At 68.0% G+C, this 14,958-nt stretch carries 12 protein-coding genes; 6 read left to right on the plus strand and 6 right to left on the minus strand.

The features are described from left to right. Positions 1 to 1,668, plus strand: a complete 1,668-nt coding sequence (locus tag K5L49_RS13335; RefSeq protein WP_223693442.1) for a beta-N-acetylhexosaminidase — start codon at positions 1 to 3, stop codon at positions 1,666 to 1,668. A gap of 70 nt (positions 1,669 to 1,738) precedes the next feature. Here K5L49_RS13335 and K5L49_RS13340 read toward each other — a convergent pair whose 3' ends face one another. Together K5L49_RS13340 and K5L49_RS13345 are read right to left on the minus strand one after the other, a co-directional pair. Continuing rightward, positions 1,739 to 2,599 (minus strand): aldo/keto reductase, encoded by an 861-nt coding sequence (locus K5L49_RS13340; RefSeq protein ID WP_223693444.1) that lies wholly within the window; start codon positions 2,597 to 2,599, stop codon positions 1,739 to 1,741. 17 nt (positions 2,600 to 2,616) lie between these two features. After that, positions 2,617 to 3,588, minus strand: coding sequence for an aldo/keto reductase (locus tag K5L49_RS13345; protein ID WP_223693446.1), 972 nt, complete (start codon positions 3,586 to 3,588; stop codon positions 2,617 to 2,619). Between the two features lie 110 nt (positions 3,589 to 3,698). On the opposite strand from K5L49_RS13345, the gene K5L49_RS13350 reads away from it, so the two are divergent. Continuing rightward, on the plus strand, positions 3,699 to 4,328 hold the full coding sequence (locus K5L49_RS13350) for an MBL fold metallo-hydrolase (RefSeq protein WP_223693448.1): 630 nt from the start codon (positions 3,699 to 3,701) through the stop codon (positions 4,326 to 4,328). A 35-nt stretch (positions 4,329 to 4,363) separates the two neighbouring features. Here the strand turns inward: K5L49_RS13350 and K5L49_RS13355 are convergent, their stop codons facing one another. From K5L49_RS13355 to K5L49_RS13370, 4 genes are all read right to left on the minus strand, one after another. Beyond that, positions 4,364 to 4,624: a glutaredoxin family protein gene (locus K5L49_RS13355; protein WP_223693450.1), complete on the minus strand. Its 261-nt coding sequence runs from the start codon at positions 4,622 to 4,624 to the stop codon at positions 4,364 to 4,366. 21 nt (positions 4,625 to 4,645) lie between these two features. After that, positions 4,646 to 7,138, minus strand: coding sequence for an alpha-L-rhamnosidase-related protein (locus K5L49_RS13360; RefSeq protein ID WP_223693452.1), 2,493 nt, complete (start codon positions 7,136 to 7,138; stop codon positions 4,646 to 4,648). A gap of 58 nt (positions 7,139 to 7,196) precedes the next feature. After that, positions 7,197 to 7,982, minus strand: a complete 786-nt coding sequence (locus K5L49_RS13365; protein ID WP_223693454.1) for a nucleotidyltransferase domain-containing protein — start codon at positions 7,980 to 7,982, stop codon at positions 7,197 to 7,199. A 110-nt stretch (positions 7,983 to 8,092) separates the two neighbouring features. After that, positions 8,093 to 9,097, minus strand: coding sequence for a LacI family DNA-binding transcriptional regulator (locus tag K5L49_RS13370; protein ID WP_223693456.1), 1,005 nt, complete (start codon positions 9,095 to 9,097; stop codon positions 8,093 to 8,095). Positions 9,098 to 9,383: 286 nt separating this feature from the next. On the opposite strand from K5L49_RS13370, the gene K5L49_RS13375 reads away from it, so the two are divergent. The 4 genes from K5L49_RS13375 to K5L49_RS13390 all read left to right on the plus strand — a co-directional run bounded on the left by K5L49_RS13375 (position 9,384) and on the right by K5L49_RS13390 (position 14,925). Continuing rightward, on the plus strand, positions 9,384 to 10,691 hold the full coding sequence (locus K5L49_RS13375; protein ID WP_223693457.1) for an ABC transporter substrate-binding protein: 1,308 nt from the start codon (positions 9,384 to 9,386) through the stop codon (positions 10,689 to 10,691). A 108-nt stretch (positions 10,692 to 10,799) separates the two neighbouring features. Continuing rightward, entirely contained in the window at positions 10,800 to 11,741 is a 942-nt protein-coding gene (locus K5L49_RS13380; protein WP_223693459.1) for a carbohydrate ABC transporter permease, read from the plus strand. Continuing rightward, positions 11,738 to 12,568 carry a carbohydrate ABC transporter permease gene (locus K5L49_RS13385; protein WP_223693461.1) on the plus strand — a complete coding sequence of 277 codons (831 nt, stop codon included), beginning with the start codon at positions 11,738 to 11,740 and terminating at the stop codon, positions 12,566 to 12,568. Before K5L49_RS13380 ends, K5L49_RS13385 begins: the two co-directional genes overlap by 4 nt. An 80-nt stretch (positions 12,569 to 12,648) precedes the next feature. Beyond that, positions 12,649 to 14,925, plus strand: coding sequence for an alpha-L-rhamnosidase (locus K5L49_RS13390; protein ID WP_223693462.1), 2,277 nt, complete (start codon positions 12,649 to 12,651; stop codon positions 14,923 to 14,925). Positions 14,926 to 14,958: the final 33 nt, after the last annotated feature.

Consider the following 14,958-nt stretch of genomic DNA (forward strand, 5'->3'; position numbering starts at 1 on the left):
GTGACGGCCTCCTCGCGCCTCCTGCCCGCCCCTCTCTCGGTGACCGAGTGGGACGGTGAGTTCGTGGTGACTCCGCGCACCCGGATCGTCGGCGTGGAGGGCACAGAGGGTGTCGCCGCCTGGCTGCGGACGACCCTCGAAGCCTCCACCGGTTTCGTTCTCGGCAGCGCCATCGTCGCCGACCCCGACGATGGCGACGCCGCCGACGCCGGCCGGAGCGATGCGGCACGCAGCATCCGGCTCTCGCTCGACCCCGCAACGGCGGCGGAAGGGTACCGGCTCAGCGTCACCGAGGCGGGAGCGCGGATCGCGGGTGGCGATGCCGCCGGGGTCTTCGCCGGCGCGCAAGCGCTGCTCCAACTGTTGCCCGCCGAGGTCTACCGCCGTTCGCGGGTCGACGGGGTCCGCTGGGCCGCTCCCTGCTGCGAGGTTCGGGACGCGCCCCGCTTCGCCTGGCGTGGCGTGCTGCTCGACGTGGCCAGGCACTTCCTGCCGAAACACGAGGTGCTGCGGTTCGTCGACCTGATGGCGATGCACCGGCTGAACGTGCTGCACCTGCACCTGACGGACGATCAGGGGTGGCGCATCCAGATCCGGCGCTACCCGAAGCTCACCCAGGTGAGCTCCTGGCGGCGGGAGTCCCAGGTGGGCTACGGGCCGGATGCGCCCGGCGACGGTCGCCCGCACGGCGGCTTCTACACCCAGGACGATCTGCGGGAGATCGTGGCCTACGCCGGGTTGCGGGGGATCACAGTGGTTCCGGAGGTCGAGTCGCCCGGGCATGTGCAGGCGGCGATCGCCGCGTATCCCGAACTCGGGGTGGGCGGCCGGCCGCTCGACGTCGGCACACGGTGGGGGATCATCCCGAACGTGCTCAACCTCGAAGAGAGCACGGTGGAATTCTTCACGAACGTGCTTGACGAGGTCGTCGACATCTTCCCCTCCCCGTTCATCGGGGTGGGCGGTGATGAGTGCGTGAAAGACCAGTGGCGCGCCGACCCTCGCACGCAGGAGCGGATGCGCGAACTCGGCGTGACGTCGGAGGAGGGTTTGCAGAGCTGGTTCATCTCTCGCCTCGACGACCATCTGACCAGGCGGGGCCGCCGGCTCTTCGGCTGGGACGAGATTCTCGAGGGTGGCCTGGCGCCCGGGGCCACGGTGGCCTCTTGGCGCGGTGAGACCGGTGCGATCGCCGCCGCCCGCGCTGGGCACGACGTCGTGCTCTGCCCCGACCACACGACGTACCTCAACTACCGGCAATCGGAGCGGCCCGACGAGCCCATCCCGCTCGTGGTTCCGATCACGGTAAAGGACGTCTACCGGTTCGACCCCGTGCCGACCGAGCTGAGCGGGCCAGAACGCGCGCATGTGCTCGGCGGCCAGGCGAACCTGTGGACGGAGTACATGGACTCGCCGCGTACACTCGACTACTTCGCCTTCCCGCGCCTGTGTGCGCTCGCCGAGGCCCTGTGGAGTTCGGCGCCGAAAGACTACGACGCGTTCGCGGAACGCCTGCGTCTGCACCTGGAACGGCTCGACGCGGTCGGTGTGGAGTACCGGCACGAAGACGGACCGTTCCCGTGGCAGACCAGGCCGGGCATCCCGGGACGGATCGACACCCGCGAGCAGCGAGCGGCTGTCGTCGCCGCCCTCGTCGCGAACATCTGAACCGCATCCCCGCCCCGCCTCACGCCGACCCGTTCACGGGCCACGAGCGAGGCGGGGCAGGGCGGGCCGATCAGGCGGCGTCGAGGGAGGAGAACTCCTCGGCGGTGAGCTGCAAGTCGACGGCGGTGGCCGAGTCGCGGATCGACTCCGGTCGCGAGGCGCCGGGGATCGGGATCACATGCGGGCTCTTCGCCAGATGCCAGGCCAGCGCGACGACCTGCGGGCTGACTCCGCGCGCATCCGCCACCGTCTGGAACGGGGCGAACCGGTCGCCGAGGGCGGCCGCCGATCTGATGCCGCCGAGCGGGCTCCACGGCAGGAAGGCGACGCCGAGCCGGTCGGCCAGCACCAGTTCGGTCTCGCTGGAGCGGAACGCCGGCGAGAACTGGTTCTGCACCGAGGCGAGACGCCCGCCCAGGATGTTCTGCGCCAGCTCGATCTGCGCGGGGTCGGCGTTCGAGATGCCGGCGAGGCGGATGATGCCCTCGTCGAGCAGCTCCCGGATGGCGCCGACCGAATCCTCGTAGGGCACGTTCGGGTCGGGGCGGTGGAACTGGTAGAGACCGATGGCGTCTCCGCCCAGCCGGGCGAGGGAGGCTTTGGCGGCCTCCTTCAGATACTCGGGGCGGCCGTCGACGTTCCAGCTGCCGTCGCCCGGGCGCAGGTGGCCACCCTTGGTGGCGATCAGCACACCGGAGGTGTCACCGCCCCAGCGTGCGACAGCCTTCGCGATCAGGGACTCGTTGTGGCCCACCTCGTCCGCGTGCAGGTGATAGGCGTCCGCAGTGTCGAAGAACGTGACGCCGGCGTCGAGTGCCGCGTGGATCGTCGCGATGGAGCGGGCCTCGTCGGGGCGTCCCTCGATCGACATGGGCATGCCGCCCAGGCCGATCGCGCTCACCTCGACATCGGCGATTCTGCGTGTCTTCATTGTCTGCTCTCTGCCGGTCACCAGGCGTAGTCTTCGGGCGCGGTCTTGTGCCCGGGGAAGATCGCGTCGAGGTGGGCCAGCGCGGCGTCGTCGAGCGTGACCTCGAGGGCGCGCACGGCCGCATCCAGCTGCTCGCGGGTGCGCGGGCCGATGATCGGGGCGGTCACGGCCGGCTGGTGCAGCAGCCAGGCAAGGGCGATGTCGCCCGGCTCGTGGCCGAGCTCATCGGCGAACGCCTCGTAGGCTTCGATCGCCTCACGGTGGGTCGCCAGAGTCTCGGCGGCGCGACCCTCCAGGCGGCGCTTTCCCTCGTTCTGCTTGCGGATGACGCCGCCGAGCAGACCGCCGTGCAGCGGCGACCAGGCGATCACGCCCACGCCGTTCGCCTGGGCGGCGGGCAGCACCTCCAACTCCACCTGGCGGGTGAGGAGGTTGTAGATGGACTGCTCGCTGACGAGGCCGGTGTAGTTGCGGCGGCGCGCCTCCGCCTGAGCAGTGGCGATGTGCCAGCCGGCGAAGTTGCTGGAGCCCGCGTAGAGGATCTTGCCCTGCGCCACGGCGACCTCCATCGCCTGCCAGATCTCGTCCCAGGGGGTGTCCCGGTCGATGTGGTGGAACTGGTAGATGTCGATGTGGTCGGTCTGCAGCCGCGTGAGGCTCGCATCCAGGGCCTGGCGGATGTTCAGCGCCGAGAGCTTTCCCTCGTTCGGCCAATCGCCCATGTTCCCGTAGAGCTTGGTGGCGAGCACGGTGCGCTCGCGGCGGCCGTCGCCTTTGGCGAACCAGTCGCCGATGATCGACTCGGTGGCGCCGCGCCCGCGGTGCTGGCCGTAGACGTTGGCGGTGTCGAAGTAGTTGATGCCGTGCTCGTGGGCGGCGTCCATGATCGCGTGCGAGTCTTCATCGCTGGTCTGGGGGCCGAAGTTCATCGTGCCGAGAGCGAGTCGAGAGACAGTCAGGCCGGAACGGCCGAGGTGTGTGTACTCCATGGTCTCAGCCTCCGCCCGCCGGAGTCACCTGTCCAACAGGAAGAATGGATGGCATTGTGCGTCTCGGCTTCTGAGTGGCTGGAGCGGTCGACCGGTGGGATGCTTTCCTCATGCGAGAACTCACTCCCACCGTCTTCGCCCTGGAGAAGACCGCCGGCGCCAACGGGTATCTGGTGGCCGGGGAGGACTGCAGTGTGCTGATCGACCCGGGTCTCGCATCCGGCGCCCGATCATCGCTGGCGGAACTCGCTGGGGCGCGCCGTCTCGTCCCGCCGGTGACGGATGTGGTGCTCACCCACTACGACCCCGATCACTCGGGCGCCGCGCCGGCCGTTCAGGAGGCGCTCGGCGTGAGGGTATGGCTGGGGCGCGAGGATGTTCCGATCCTGCGCGGCGAGACGGAGCCGCCGACGAGGGCGCGTCGGTTCCTGAAGCTGATCAATCCGATGCACCCGCCCGTCGCGTTGAGTGAGATCGTCGAGCCGACCGAGATCATCCCTGGGCTGTCGGTGCTTCCGGCGCCCGGGCACACACCGGGTCACGTGATCGTCAGCTGGCGTGGCGTCGTGTTCGTCGGTGATGCCGCGATGATGCGCAGGGGGCGTCTGGTGCAGCTTCCGGCTCCGCTCATCAGCGACCGGGATGCGGCGCTCGCGACCACGGATCTGATCGCCTCGCTGCGTCCGCGCCTCGTCTGCCCCGGCCACGGCCGCCCCGATCGTCTCAGCCTGTCCGACTGATCGCTTTCGCGAGGCCGGGAAGGGCCAGGAAAGGGTTAGCGGGCGGCGAGGGCGGCTTCGAGGTCGGCGTCGGTGGGCTCGACGAAGAAGGCTCCGTCCGGGAAGACCACGACGGGGATGTTCGTGCGCCCGCTGATGGCCTTCGCCCGCTCGGCGCCGTCGGCGACCGATTCGAGGTCGATGTAGTCGTAGTCGGTGCCGAGGCGCTCGAACAGGGCCTTCGAGCGGCGGCAGTCGCGGCACCATTCGGCGCCGAACATGGTGACACGGTCGAAGGTCTCGGGTGCAGAAGTCATGGTTTCAGCATAATCCGCCGACTACAGGGCGAGCGCGGTGCGCCCGGCCGCGAACCCTTCCTCCCGCCCGTCGGAGTGCACCAGGGTGCCGGGAACGGGGGAGTCGACGGTCACGGTTCCGTCGGCGACGCGCACCACCACCGACCCGTGCGGGGTCGGCACCGCCCCCTCGGCCCAACCGAGGGTGCCGAGCGCCGGCGCGACCCGCACCGTGGCGAAGCCCGGCTCGCCCGGCGTGACACCGAGCACGTACTGCACCAGGTCTTTCGTCGGCGTGCTGCTCCACCCGTGCACCGGGGTTCCCCAGCCCCAGCATTCGCCGAAGGTGTCGTACCCGTCGGTGAGGAAGGGCGACCAGCGGCGGATGAGGGTGACCAATTCGCCGGCGTGACCGGCCGCTGCGACGGCATCGTGCACGAGGTAGCTGAAGAACGGTTCGGCGATCACGATCTGGCGTTCGGCATCCCAGTCGATGCGCTGCACACCGCGCATCTGGTCGGCGATCTTCTGCACATCGTATGAGCCGTCTTCGCCGCCGATCCATGAGCGCACCACGAGCGTGGCGGGATCGGTGACGGTGCCGACGATACGACCCCACCGGCTCTGCGGGGCGAGCCCCGAAACGATCGCGGTGGCGCCTGCCGCCTGCGATGCGGCCGGTAGCGCCTCGCCGTTCACGATGTGGTCGCGGTAGGTGCCGCGCGCCTCATCCCAGAAGTCCTCGAAACCGTGGGCGGCACGGGCGTGCAGGCCGTCGGCCCAGGTGGCCGCACCGGAGTTCCCGACGAACAGGCTCAGTTCGGCGAACTCCCGCAGCCCTCGGGCCCAGAGGGCGGTGAGGATGCTGCTGCGACCGGTGACGAAGACGCTCGACCAGTCCACGAGGTTCCACTCGGGCACGTCGGCGATGGTGCCACGGCCGTCGACGTATGGGAGGTACCAGCGCAGCACCCGCTCGACCGTGGGAAGCAACGCGCGAATCTCCTCGGCATCCCCGAGGTAGCGGTAGAGGTTGTGCACGCCGTGCACCCAGTGCAGCGACCAGTCGGGGATGGTGTACCCGGCCGACGATTCGATCTCGCCGACGACGCTCATCGGCAGGATGCCGTCGGAGCGCGGCGAGTCGCCCAGGGCCACATAGTTGCGGGCCAATCGCCAGTCGCCGTTGGTGGTGAGGTGCACGAGCTGGTGCACGACGCCGTCGCCCACCCAGGCGCGCTGCTCGCGGGTCGGGCAGTCGGTGTACGCGTCCTGCGCGTTCGCCTGAACGGTGCGGATGCCGGCACGGTAGAGCGTGTCGATCTCGGGGTCGTCGGAGCGGAAGTAGGACTCGCCCACCTGCGGGTAGAGGCGTTCGCGCACCTCGAACGACTCGATCACGGTGTCGCCGGAGACGAGGAGGTGGGCGTAGCGCATCCCGTTGACCTCGTGCGCGTCGAAACGGTCGTCGGCGCCGCGCGCGATGTAGCGGGCGCCGGTCTTGGGGATGGAGAAGCTCTCCGCCTCGTCGGAGCGGTGGGGTCGCTCACGGTAGAGGATGTCCACCACGGTTCCCGTGGCGGCACTCAGGCGGAGGTGCACTGTTCCGACGACGACGCGCCCGAAGTCGAGGGTGACGACGCTGCCGGCGGCGACCGGTGCGGGAAGGGCGGTGATCGCATCCGCTTCGACTGTGTGACCGTCGAGTGCGGCGCGCACACCGGCGACCGGATGTTCGGCGGGGGTCGCACCCGTGGCCACCGGGGTGCTCACCCGCACAGTGGCCGGGGTCTCGGTCGCGCCCCCGACGGCAGCCGTGCCGCGGGGGAGCAGCGCGCCGTAGGGATCGGTCGGCGGGTGGGTGCGGCCGAAGCCGCCGATGTGCGCGGCGGGGCGCAGCTGGGCGGCATCCCAATCGCTGTCGTCGAAGCCGGGCTGTTCCCAGCCGAGCGGCATCTGCCGGGCGTCGACGAGCTCGACAGGGACCCCGTCGAGGCCGTCGAGCGCGGGGGAGGTCCAGGCGGTGGAGCGGCGCACGCGCCAGTCTCCGTCGCTCACCAGCCAGCGGGAGCCGAGCCGCGCCTCGAAGGCGAGCACCGCATCCAGGCCGAGGCCGCCATTCGCCACGGCCGGCTGCCAGAAGGCGGTGGGGTTCCCGTAGTAGGTGACGAGAACAGCGACCGTGTTCTGGCCGGCCCGGAGGAACGGGGCGAGGTCGTATTCGTCGAACCGCAGCCGCCGGGGCTGGGATCGGGCGGGGCCGCGACCCACCTCGACGCCGTTGACGTAGAGCACATAGCGGGAGTCGGCCGTGACGCGGGCGGGCACGCCGTCCGGCACGGTGTCGACGGTGACGGTGGAGCGGAAGAAGGTGCGGTGGAACGGGGCGCGTGGGCCGTCGTTGCTGAACGCTTCGGTGGAGATGGCGCCGACGCCTTCGGCGCCGATCCAATGGGCATGCCAGTCGATGCCGGGGAAGGCTGTGGGGGTGGAGGCGGTGATCGCGCGCGTCGTTGCGGCGGGGGCGGAGGTCATTGTGCGGCTGCTTTCGGATCGGAGGGTGGAGGGAGGGTGATGCCTGTCGGTGTGCCGGTCAGGAGTATTCGGGTGTCTTGGTGCGGTAGCGCCAGGCGAGCTCGTTGTCGAGCACGAACGTGGAGAGGGTCTGTTCGTGAGGCAGCACCGAACCGGTGAACGATTCCAGACTCGACAGCAGCGCGCCGCCCGTGGCCGGGTTCGGCTCGCTCAGCAGCGCGCTGATGAGGTCGTCGAAGCCGTCGGGTTTGCGGTCGAGCTCCGCGGTCAGCTTCGCCAGGTACTTCGGTCCGGGGAAACGCCGATGGTTCAGTGCGAGCAGTGCACGGCAGGCCGACGTCGCCAGGTGGACGGATGCGTGCGTGAGCAGCAGTTGATCGCCGGCCGTCCAGGCTTGGTCGAGGAAGTACCCGCCGTGCAGTCGCGCCTGCGCCAGGAACGAGGCGGCGCGCGCCTCCCAATCGGTGTCGGAGGTGGTGTGGATGCGCGCGATGCGGTCGGGGAGGTCGTCGATGCGGCTGAACGCGATGCGCGTCGAGGCGAACGATTCGCGCACGGGGTCGTCGCCGCGATCCGCCGCGTCGTCGAGGTAGGAGAGCGTGGCGAGTTTCACGTCGTAGTAGCCGCCCGGGTAGCCGATGCCGTCGTCTTCGGTGTACATCAGCCGGTTGTGCCGGTGCGCGTCCGCCCAGCGTTCTTCGGTGACGACGAGGTAGAGGTCGACGTCGGATTCGGGGCGCTCGGCGCCGCGGGCGAGGGAGCCGCTCACGATGATGGCGAGGCAGTCGGTGGCCGCGGATTCTCGCTGGACATAGCGTGCGACGGCCTCGTCATGGTGTTTCATCGGGGTCCTCCTGCGTCGTTGCGCCCTCACCATAGCCGAGATCCGTGCGAATTTGAATCGCTTCAATGCAATCGCCCGGAAAATCGTTCGGAAGACGGGGTGCCCGGCGGTTACGAGCTGGAGGCGCGGACGACCAGCTCGGGCTGGTACAGGATCTGCCGTGGCTCGAGCGTCGGGTCGTCGGCCTCTTCGAGGAGGATCTGCACCGCGGTCTCGCCGATCAGCCGGCTCGGCTGCCGCACCGAGGTGAGCGGCACCACCGAGGCGCTGGCGAACAGGATGTCGTCATAGCCGACGAGGGCGATCTCGTCGGGGATCGCGATGCGGCCCTGCATGTAGAGCGCCTGCAGCAGCCCGATGGCGAGGAGGTCGTTGGCCGCGAAGATGGCGTCGGGTCGTGCATCCGCCGGTCGCTCGACCAGTGCCTCGCCGGCCCGCTTGCCCTCTTGCACGGTGAGGGCCGCGAGCGTGATCACCTCGAGCGTGACCCCCGGATGCGCGGCCGCGGCCTGCCGGGCGCCCAGCAGCCGGTCGCTCACCTGGCGGATCTCGGACGGTCCGCCGACGAAGGCGATGCGGCGCCGGCCGGACTCGATGAGATGCGAGACCGCCAGCGAACCTCCGGCGACGTCGTCGACGGAGACCGAGCTGAACGACATGTCCTTGCTCATCCTGTCCACCAGCACCGCCGGGATGCCGCGGTCGCGCATGCGGCGCAGCCGCGGGATCACATTGCCGACGGGGGAGATCAGGATGCCGCGCACCCGAAGCTCCTCGAAGAGTGTGAGATAGCCCGACTCGCGGTCTTTCTTCTCGTCGCTGTTGCCGGCGATCACGGAGTATCCGACCGTGGCGGCCTCGTCTTCGGCTGCCGTCGTCACTTCGGTGAAGAACGGGTTGCCGCCGCTGAGGGTGATCAGGCCGAGTGCGTGGCTGTGGCCGACGCGCAGCTGTCGTGCCGCCTCATTGCGCACGTAGGAGAGCTTCTCCATGGCGAGGGTGACCCGCTCCACGGTCTCAGGCGAGACGATCTCGGGTCGGTTCAGAACATTGGAGACCGTTCCGATCGACACCCTCGCCAGTGCGGCGACATCCTTGACGCTCGATGAGACCATGGCCGTCCTCTCCGCTTGGCATTCTAGGGCGAGCGACGATTGAATCGATAACCTGTGCGCTGGCTTGTCGCCGGCCGCCCCGAATCCCCTCCTGTGTCGAATTGAATCGCGAGACGGGCTCGATCGATCGTATTTCGCTGCGGAACGGCGCGTCATCAGCACCGTTGCTGAATCGTTACAATCGGTCATTGCGGTTGTCGCATCCGCCGTTTATCTTCAAATGAAGCGTTTCAATGCTCACCCGAATACCCGCGGGCGCTACAGCGCTAAATACAAGGAGGTATTTATGTTCTCTCGACGGACGGCAACTCGCACGGCCGCCATTCTCGGTGGGGCGGCCCTCGCCGCCCTCACCCTCGTCGGATGCTCCACCAGCAGCTCGGGCGGCGCGACCACCATCAGATTGATGGCTGGCGGAAACGACCCGGTCGCGACCAAGTTCGCGAACACCATCGCCGACGGATTCCACAAGGCGAACCCGACGATCACCGTCAAGGTCGACACCCGCCCGGGCGGCACCGACGGCGACAACCTGATCAAGACCAAGCTCTCCACCGGGACTATGGACGATGTGTTCCTGTACAACTCGGGATCGCTGTTCCAGGCGCTCCACCCCGACAGCCAGCTCCAGCCGCTCACCGACGAGCCCTGGGTGAAAGACATCACGCCGGACTTCAAGGCGGCGGTCAGCACGTCCAAGGCCACGTACGGCGCCCCGTGGGGCACGACCTTCGACGGCGGCATCATGTACAACAAAAAGGTCTACGAGAAGCTCGGGCTGACCGTGCCCAAGACCTGGGACGAGTTCATCAGCAACAGCGAGAAGATCAAGGCCGCCGGGATCACGCCCGTGCTCGTCTCCTACGGAGACACCTGGACCAGCCAGCTGTTCGTCCTCGCCGACTTCGCCAACGTGAGCGCGCAGGACCCGAGCTGGGCAGCGCAGTACACGGCCAACAAGAAGAAGTATGTGAACCCGCCGGCGCTCGCCGGCTTCACCCACACACAGGAAATCTTCGACAAGGGTCTGATGAACAAGGACTACGCGTCGATGACGAACGTGAACGCCCTGAAGGCCCTGGCCACCGGAGCGGGCGCACAGTACCCGATGATCACCGCAGTGATCGGCAACGTGGTGCAGTCCAACCCGGACCAGGTGAACGACATCGGCTACTTCGCGATGCCGACCGAGAGCGGCGACCCGCACGCCACCGTCTGGGAGTCGAACGGAGCGTACATCCCGAAGACGACCACGGGAGACAAACTGACCGCCGCGAAGAAGCTCATCGCATACATCAACTCGCCCGCCGGCTGTGACGCGCAGAACTCCGTCGGTGTTCCGGCCGGTCCGTTCGCCATCAGCACCTGCAAGCTTCCGAGCGACGCTCCCGCCCTCGTCGCGGACGAACTGAAGTACCAGGAAGCCAAGAAGACGGGCCTGGCGCTCGAATTCATCTCGCCGATCAAGGGCCCGAACCTGGAGAAGATCCTGATCCAGGTCGGCTCGGGCATCACCAAAGCCCCCGCCGGAGCCGCCCTCTACGACAACGATGTGAAGGCGCAAGCCCAGCAACTCGGGCTCAAAGGCTGGTAGACCAGCCAACATCGGGCGCCCCAGGCGACCCGCAATGCGGAGCCGATGGCACCGGGTCATCGGCTCCGCATTTCGCACCAACGCACCGAACTCGACGAGGAGCAACCAATGTCGACTGCCACCCCCGTGACCGCGATCCGAGCAGGCGAAGCCGCCCGTGAAGCGCACCCTCCCGAGAAGAAGCCACGAAGGTCGATCAAGTCGATCTACCCGACCTGGTTCTTCATCCCGGCCCTCGTGCTCTACGTCGTCTTCTTCGCGCTCCCCACCTTCTCGTCGTTCTACTTCTCGCTGACACGCTGGTCGCTCTTCGACTCGACGTTCATCGGGTTCGCGAACTACGTTCAGTTCTTCAGCGACCCGCAGCTCTACACGAGCTTCATCCACACGCTGATCTACGCCGTCATCACCTCGGGGGCGAAGGTGATCATCGGGTTCTTCCTGGCGCTCCTCCTGACGTCTCCGATCATCGGGCGCGGATACCTCCGGGCGGTCGTGTTCTTCCCCGTCCTGCTCTCGACGATCGGGGTCGGGATCATGTGGAAGTCGCTCCTCGATCCGTTCCACGGAATGGTCAACGCAGTGCTCGGGTTCTTCGGACTGCCGCAGCCGGGCTGGCTGACCGACCCCAACCTGGCCCTCTACAGCATCGCCGGCATCGACATCTGGAAGGGCGTCGGCATCGCGACCCTCATCTTCATGGCCGGCATCGTCGCCATCCCGAACGAGTACTTCGAGGCGGCGAAGATCGACGGCGCCGGGAGCGGGAAGATCCTGCGCCAGATCACGGTGCCGCTCACCCGAGGCGCGACCGCGACGGTGATCATCCTCTCTCTCATCGGCGGGCTCCGGTCGTTCGACATCATCTGGGTCACGACCGGCGGCGGCCCCGGCTTCACCAGCGACGTCCTCGCCTCCGTGATCTACAAGCAGTACCAGGCCGGGTTCTTCGGCCTTTCCACGGCGGGCAACGTCGTCCTCTTCCTGCTCGTCACGGTGATCATGGTTCCGCTCTCGTACTTCCTCAACAGAAAGCAGGTGGAACTGTGACCCGCGAGCGCCGCCGCGCCTGGATCGTCGGCAGCATCGCGATCCTCGTCTCCATCGTCGTCTTCCTCGTCCCCTTCGCCTTCGTGCTGCTCCAGGCGGCGAAATCACCGGCGGATGCGTCGAACCTCCAGTTCTCCTGGCCGACGCAGTGGCAGTTCTTCCAGAACTTCGTGGACACCCTGAACTCCAATGACGGCGTCATCTGGCGGGCCATCATCAACAGCACCGTCCTCACGGTCGGCTCGGTCCTGCTGATGGTCGCCATCGGCGCGATGGCGGGCTACGTCCTTGCCCGCAAGCGGAGCAAGTGGGGCCCCGTCGTGAACTTCTTCGTGCTCGCCGGGCTGATCGTTCCGCCTGCCGTGGTGCCGACGATCTGGGTGCTCCAAGGGCTCAAGCTGTTCGGGACGATGCCCGGGATGATCCTCATCGAGGCCACCTTCGGGCTGTCGTTCTGCATCCTGCTCTTCCGCGCGTTCGTCGGGAACATCCCGCGCGAACTCGACGAGGCCGCCGTGCTCGACGGAGCCGGTCCGATCCGGTTGTTCACCCGTGTCGTCCTGCCCCTGCTGCGTCCGGTGATCGTGACCGTCGTCGTGGTGCAGGCGGTCTTCGTGTTCAACGACTTCGCCGGCCCGCTGTACTTCCTGCCGGGCGACCAGGTCACCGTGCAGCTCGCGCTGTACACCTTCTCAGGTCAGAACCTCAGCTTCTACAACCTGCTCTTCATGGCCATCTTCATCATCACCATCCCGCCGCTCATCGCCTACATCTTCTTCAATCGGCAGATCGTGGGCGGTATCACCAGCGGAGCGGTCAAAGGCTGATGCCGCAACCGACGACACCAGCGGGAGCGTTCGCCGCCCCCGCCATCCGAGAACGAACGACACACACGGGAGAAACCGCAATGGACTGGCACGCTCGCATGATCGCAGCCGACGACGATTTCGACGGGGCGCCTCTGCTCCGCTCGGAGTTCGCCCTCGACCAGGGACACGGTGCGGTGACCGGGGCGACACTCACGCTCACCGCCCTCGGCGTGGTCGAGGCCTGGCTGAACGGGCGGAAGGTCTCGGACGACCTTCTGACGCCGGGCTGGAGCAGCTACGAGTGGCGGCTCCGCTATGCGAGCTACGACGTGACCGCGTTCGTCGACACGACGAGCGTGCTCGGGCTGGCTCTCGGCAACGGCTGGTACCGGGGGCGCCTCGGCTGGTCGGGCCGTTCGGCGTTCTACGGTTCGGAGCTCGGCGCATTCGCTCAGCTCGAGGTGACCTTCGAGGATGGCAGCACCCAGACCGTCTCCACAGATGCCGGCTGGACGGCGGGGCCGAGTGCGGTGCTCGCGAACGACCTCTACGACGGTGAGACGATCGATGCCCGGCGCCGCAACGACGCGTGGCTCGCGCCCGGCTTCGTCGGCGAGGGGTGGGTCGGCGTGCACACGCTCGACTTCGACACCGCGATCCTCGAACCGTACGTGGGCCCGAGCGTCAAACGCTGGAACGAGCTCGCCGTACAGAAGGTGTGGACGTCGCCCTCCGGCACGACACTCGTCGACTTCGGCCAGAACCTGGTCGGGTGGGTGCGCGTGCAGGCGAGCGGCCCCGAAGGCACGGAGATCACGCTGCGCCACGCCGAGGTGCTGGAAGACGGCGAGCTGGGCACGAGACCGCTGCGCTCGGCCCTCGCGACCGACCGGTTCATCCTGAGCGGTGGCGCGGATGTGTTCGAGCCCACCTTCACCTTCCACGGCTTCCGGTATGCGGAGATCACGGGCTGGCCGGGCGAATTCGACGCCGCTGCCATCACCGCCGTCGCGATCGGATCGGAGCTCGAACGGATCGGCACCTTCCGCACCTCCGACCCGCTGCTGAACCAGTTCCACGAGAACGTGGTGTGGGGAATGCGCGGCAACTTCGTCGATGTCCCCACCGACTGCCCGCAGCGCGACGAGCGTCTCGGCTGGACGGGAGACATCGCCGCGTTCGCGCCGACGGCCGCCTTCCTCTACGACGTGGATGCGTTCCTGTCCGACTGGCTGATCGACCTCGGTCTGGAGCAGAAGCACCATGACGGCATCGTCGGATTCGTCATCCCGGATGTTCTGAAGTACCTCGGCGGCGACGCTCCCAGCGAGTTCGGAACGGTCGACTCCACGGCGATCTGGAGCGATGCCGCGGTGTGGGTGCCGTGGACGCTCTACGAGGCGTATGGGGACGAGTCGGTGCTGCGCCGGCAGTTCGGTTCCATGGCCGCCCACGTGCGCCACGTGAAGTCGCTGCTCTCGCCCGCAGGGGTCTGGGACGGCAACTTCCAGTTCGGCGACTGGCTCGACCCGGATGCGCCGCCGGAGAACCCGGCCGAGGCGAAAGCCGACAAGGGCGTCGTCGCCACGGCCTGCGCCTACCGTTCGGCGACCATCGTGGCCCAGACCGCCGCGCTGCTCGGCCTCGCTGCCGAACAGAAGGAGTTCGAGGCCATCGCCGCCGGTCTCCGCGCGGCCTTCACCGAGAACTACGTCACCGACGGCATCGTGCTGAGCGATTGCACCACCGTCTACGCTCTCGCCATCGTATTCGGTCTCCTCGATCAGGAAGACGAGGCGACCGCCGGGGCGCGTCTGGCCGAGCTCTCGGCCGCGGCAGGCTACCGCATCTCCACCGGTTTCGCCGGCACCCCCTTCATCACCGACGCCCTGACGAAGACCGGCCACGTGGATGCCGCCTACCGGCTCCTGCTCGAGCGCGAGTGCCCGTCCTGGCTCTACCCGGTGACCATGGGCGCCACCACCGTGTGGGAACGCTGGGATTCGATGCTGCCGGACGGCACCATCAACCCCGGTGAGATGACGTCGTTCAACCACTACGCGCTCGGCGCCGTGGCCGACTGGATGCACCGGGTGGTCGGCGGGATCGCGCCGCTCGCCCCCGGCTACGCGAAGGTGCTCATCGCACCGCAACCGGGCGGCGGTCTCACCGAAGCGGAGACCGAGCTGAAGACTCCGCACGGCCGCGTCGCCGTCGCGTGGACTCTCGTCGGCGACACCCTCACCGTCGAAGCCGACATCCCGTCTGGCGTCGACGCCGTTCTCCGCCTCCCCGGACAGCCCGAGCGACCTCTGGAGGCGGGCCACCATTCCACCACTGTCGTCATCCCCGCCACGGTCCCCGTCGGCCGCTGAGCACCAACCCGCTACAAAGAAACGATTGAGCAC

The sequence above is a fragment of the Leifsonia poae genome (assembly GCF_020009625.1).
Lineage (GTDB): Bacteria > Actinomycetota > Actinomycetes > Actinomycetales > Microbacteriaceae > Leifsonia > Leifsonia poae_A.

Coding starts and splice junctions, on each gene's coding strand:
- K5L49_RS13340 (WP_223693444.1), bottom strand. CDS start 2,599: ATGAAGACACGCAGAATCGCCGATGTCGAGGTGAGCGCGATCGGCCTG.
- K5L49_RS13345 (WP_223693446.1), bottom strand. CDS start 3,588: ATGGAGTACACACACCTCGGCCGTTCCGGCCTGACTGTCTCTCGACTC.
- K5L49_RS13350 (WP_223693448.1), top strand. CDS start 3,699: ATGCGAGAACTCACTCCCACCGTCTTCGCCCTGGAGAAGACCGCCGGC.
- K5L49_RS13355 (WP_223693450.1), bottom strand. CDS start 4,624: ATGACTTCTGCACCCGAGACCTTCGACCGTGTCACCATGTTCGGCGCC.
- K5L49_RS13360 (WP_223693452.1), bottom strand. CDS start 7,138: ATGACCTCCGCCCCCGCCGCAACGACGCGCGCGATCACCGCCTCCACC.
- K5L49_RS13365 (WP_223693454.1), bottom strand. CDS start 7,982: ATGAAACACCATGACGAGGCCGTCGCACGCTATGTCCAGCGAGAATCC.
- K5L49_RS13370 (WP_223693456.1), bottom strand. CDS start 9,097: ATGGTCTCATCGAGCGTCAAGGATGTCGCCGCACTGGCGAGGGTGTCG.
- K5L49_RS13375 (WP_223693457.1), top strand. CDS start 9,384: ATGTTCTCTCGACGGACGGCAACTCGCACGGCCGCCATTCTCGGTGGG.
- K5L49_RS13380 (WP_223693459.1), top strand. CDS start 10,800: ATGTCGACTGCCACCCCCGTGACCGCGATCCGAGCAGGCGAAGCCGCC.
- K5L49_RS13390 (WP_223693462.1), top strand. CDS start 12,649: ATGGACTGGCACGCTCGCATGATCGCAGCCGACGACGATTTCGACGGG.